Source organism: Streptomyces phytophilus (genome assembly GCF_013870535.1).
Classification (GTDB): domain Bacteria; phylum Actinomycetota; class Actinomycetes; order Streptomycetales; family Streptomycetaceae; genus Streptomyces; species Streptomyces phytophilus.
On record NZ_JACBXC010000948.1, the window covers coordinates 1 to 2,405 of the forward strand.

General features: G+C 70.9%; 3 protein-coding genes and 1 pseudogene. 2 read left to right on the forward strand and 2 right to left on the reverse strand.

Features of this window, described 5'->3' with window-relative positions; translation table 11 throughout:
* Window positions 1-555, forward strand: a pseudogene (locus H5J30_RS27545) (serine/threonine protein kinase); the annotation flags it as partial.
* Window positions 556-562: 7 nt separating this feature from the next.
* Here H5J30_RS27545 and H5J30_RS27550 read toward each other — a convergent pair.
* A complete protein-coding gene (locus tag H5J30_RS27550; protein WP_018835984.1) occupies window positions 563-802 on the reverse strand; it encodes a DUF397 domain-containing protein in 240 nt (79 codons plus the stop codon).
* 187 nt (window positions 803-989) lie between these two features.
* Window positions 990-1,184: a hypothetical protein gene (locus H5J30_RS27555; protein WP_018835983.1), complete on the reverse strand. Its 195-nt coding sequence runs from the start codon at window positions 1,182-1,184 to the stop codon at window positions 990-992.
* A 213-nt stretch (window positions 1,185-1,397) separates the two neighbouring features.
* Here H5J30_RS27555 and H5J30_RS27560 point away from each other — a divergent pair.
* Window positions 1,398-2,405 (forward strand): phosphoketolase family protein (locus H5J30_RS27560; RefSeq protein ID WP_508470830.1); only part of this gene is annotated, 1,008 nt, incomplete at its 3' end.

Sequence of the window (2,405 nt, forward strand, 5' to 3'; positions counted from 1 at the left end):
GGTACGCAGAGCACCGCCCCGGCCGGCGGGGAGGGGAACGACGGGAGGAACGGCGATCCCGACGGCGGAAGCGCGGACGGGGACCCCGACGAGGACGGCGAGGACGGCGAGGGCGGCCAGGACGGCGAGGACGCCGGGAACGGCCCGGACGCGGGCGGGACTGCCGGGCAGCCCGACGCGACCTCCTCGCCCTCGCCCTCCCCGCAGGCTCCCGAGTCGCCCCCGCTGAACGATTCGTGGATCGCGGTGCTGGCCTCCGAACCGGTCCGCAACGGCCCGGAGGCACGCGACGACAGGCTCACAGGCGTCCTGGCCGAAGTGCCGGAGGCGGAACTGCTGCGCAGCGACGACTACCCTTCGCTGCTCCCTGGATACTGGGTGATTCACGCTCCGGGACCGTTCGCGGACGGAAAGGAAGCGATCGCATTCTGTGCGGATCGCGGCCGTACCGCGATCAACGCCTGCTACGGGCGATATCTCAGCCAGGATCCGGATGACCGGCGGCTGCAGTGTCACCCTGCCGATGGCGGAAGCGGACGGTGCAGCCGGGAATAGGGGGGTGTCAGTCAACTATCAGATGGTCGAACTCTCCGTCCTTGACGCCCAGCAGCATCGCCTCTACCTCGGCACGGGTGTAGACGAGGGCGGGGCCTTCGGGAAATCGGGAATTGCGAACGGCTATCTCGCCGCCGGGAAGCCTGGCGAACTCCACACAGGAGCCCTGCGAGTTGCTGTGCCGGCTCTTCTGCCAGGCGGCGCCGTGAAGATCTCTGGCCGCAATGCCGTTGTATGCGTGGGCCACAGCGCTTCTCCAAGGTGGTTGCCAATGTCAACTGTCGGGGATCATAGCTGTGTTGGCGGCTAGGTGCACGCGCAAATGCACGTGCACACAGCGTGCGCGCTTGATTCCGATCAGGCGTCCACCAAGGTCATCCCCCGAAGGGTTCAACGCACAAGGCGGTACCGAATAGTTCCCGGTACGGCCACATTCACGGCCGGATGCTGCTCACCACGTTCGCCGTGGCCTCCAGACCGGACTGGATCGTCGGGGCCACGGTGGTCCCGGACAGATAGAAGCCGAGGAGCACGCAGACCACCGCGTGCGAGGTCTTCAGCGAGCCGCTGCGCAGAAACACCACGGCCAGCACGAAGAGCAGCAGCACGACCGACACCGACACGGCCATCTGATCACCCGTCCCCGCGTTCGCCGTCCACATACGTGGCAGTCTGTCCCACCTTTACCCCCCGTTCCGCGCAAGCCGTGCCCGCCATCCGGGTGATAGGGGGGCCGTCCGGGGCGGGCGGGCGCGCGTCGCGCGCCGTGCGGTGGTGGGCGCGCCCCCGGGCCGTAAGACTTGGCCGTACCGCCTGACGCCCCCTTCGTCGATGGGACGACGATGAAGAAGCAGGAGCTGGCCGACCTCGACGCGCACTGGCGCGCCCTCAACTACCTGGCCGCGGGCCAGATCTACCTCACCCGCAACCCGCTGCTCACCGAGCCGCTGACACCCGCGGACATCAAGCCGCGGCTGCTCGGCCACTGGGGCACGTGCCCCGGCCTGAACCTCGTCTACACCCACCTCAACCGCGTCATCGGCGCCCGCGACCTCGACGCCGTCTGCGTCTGGGGCCCCGGCCACGGCGGTCCCGCCGTCTACGCCGGCGCCTGGCTCGACGGCTCGTACGGGGACGTGCACCCCGACGTCTCGCGGGACGCCGCCGGGATGGCGCGGCTGTTCCGGCAGTTCTCCTTCCCCGGCGGGACGCCGAGCCACGTCGCGCCCGTGATCCCCGGGTCGTTCCACGAGGGCGGCGAGCTGGGCTACTCGCTCGCGCACGCCTACGGCGCCGCGTTCGACAACCCCGGGCTCGTCGCGGCCTGCGTCATCGGCGACGGCGAGGCGGAGACGGGGCCGCTGGCCGGGTCGTGGCACGCGAACAAGTTCCTCGACCCCGTGTACGACGGCGCCGTGCTGCCCATCCTGCACCTCAACGGCTACAAGATCGCCGGCCCCACCGTCCTCTCCCGCATCCCCGAGAGCGAGCTGGACGAGCTGCTGCGCGGCTACGGCCACGAGCCCCTGCACGTCACGGGCGGCTCCTCCCCCGAGGACACAGCGCGCGTCCACCGGGACATGGCGGCTGCCATGGACACCGCGCTCGACCGGATCGCCGAGTTCCAGCAGACCGCCCGCGCCCGCGGCGGGCTGCGCGGCCGCCCCCGCTGGCCGGCGATCGTGCTGCGCACCCCCAAGGGCTGGACGGGCCCCGAGGAGGTCGACGGCACCCCCGTCGAGGGCACGTGGCGGGCCCACCAGGTGCCGCTGCCCGAGGTCCGCGAGAACCCCGCGCACCTGGCGGAGCTGGAGCGGTGGCTGCGCTCGTACGAGCCGGAGAAGCTCTTC

Bases quoted from the DNA above. Each gene is read 5' to 3' on its own strand.
- H5J30_RS27555 (WP_018835983.1), bottom strand. From the start codon at position 1,184: ATGGCCGTGTCGGTGTCGGTCGTGCTGCTGCTCTTCGTGCTGGCCGTG.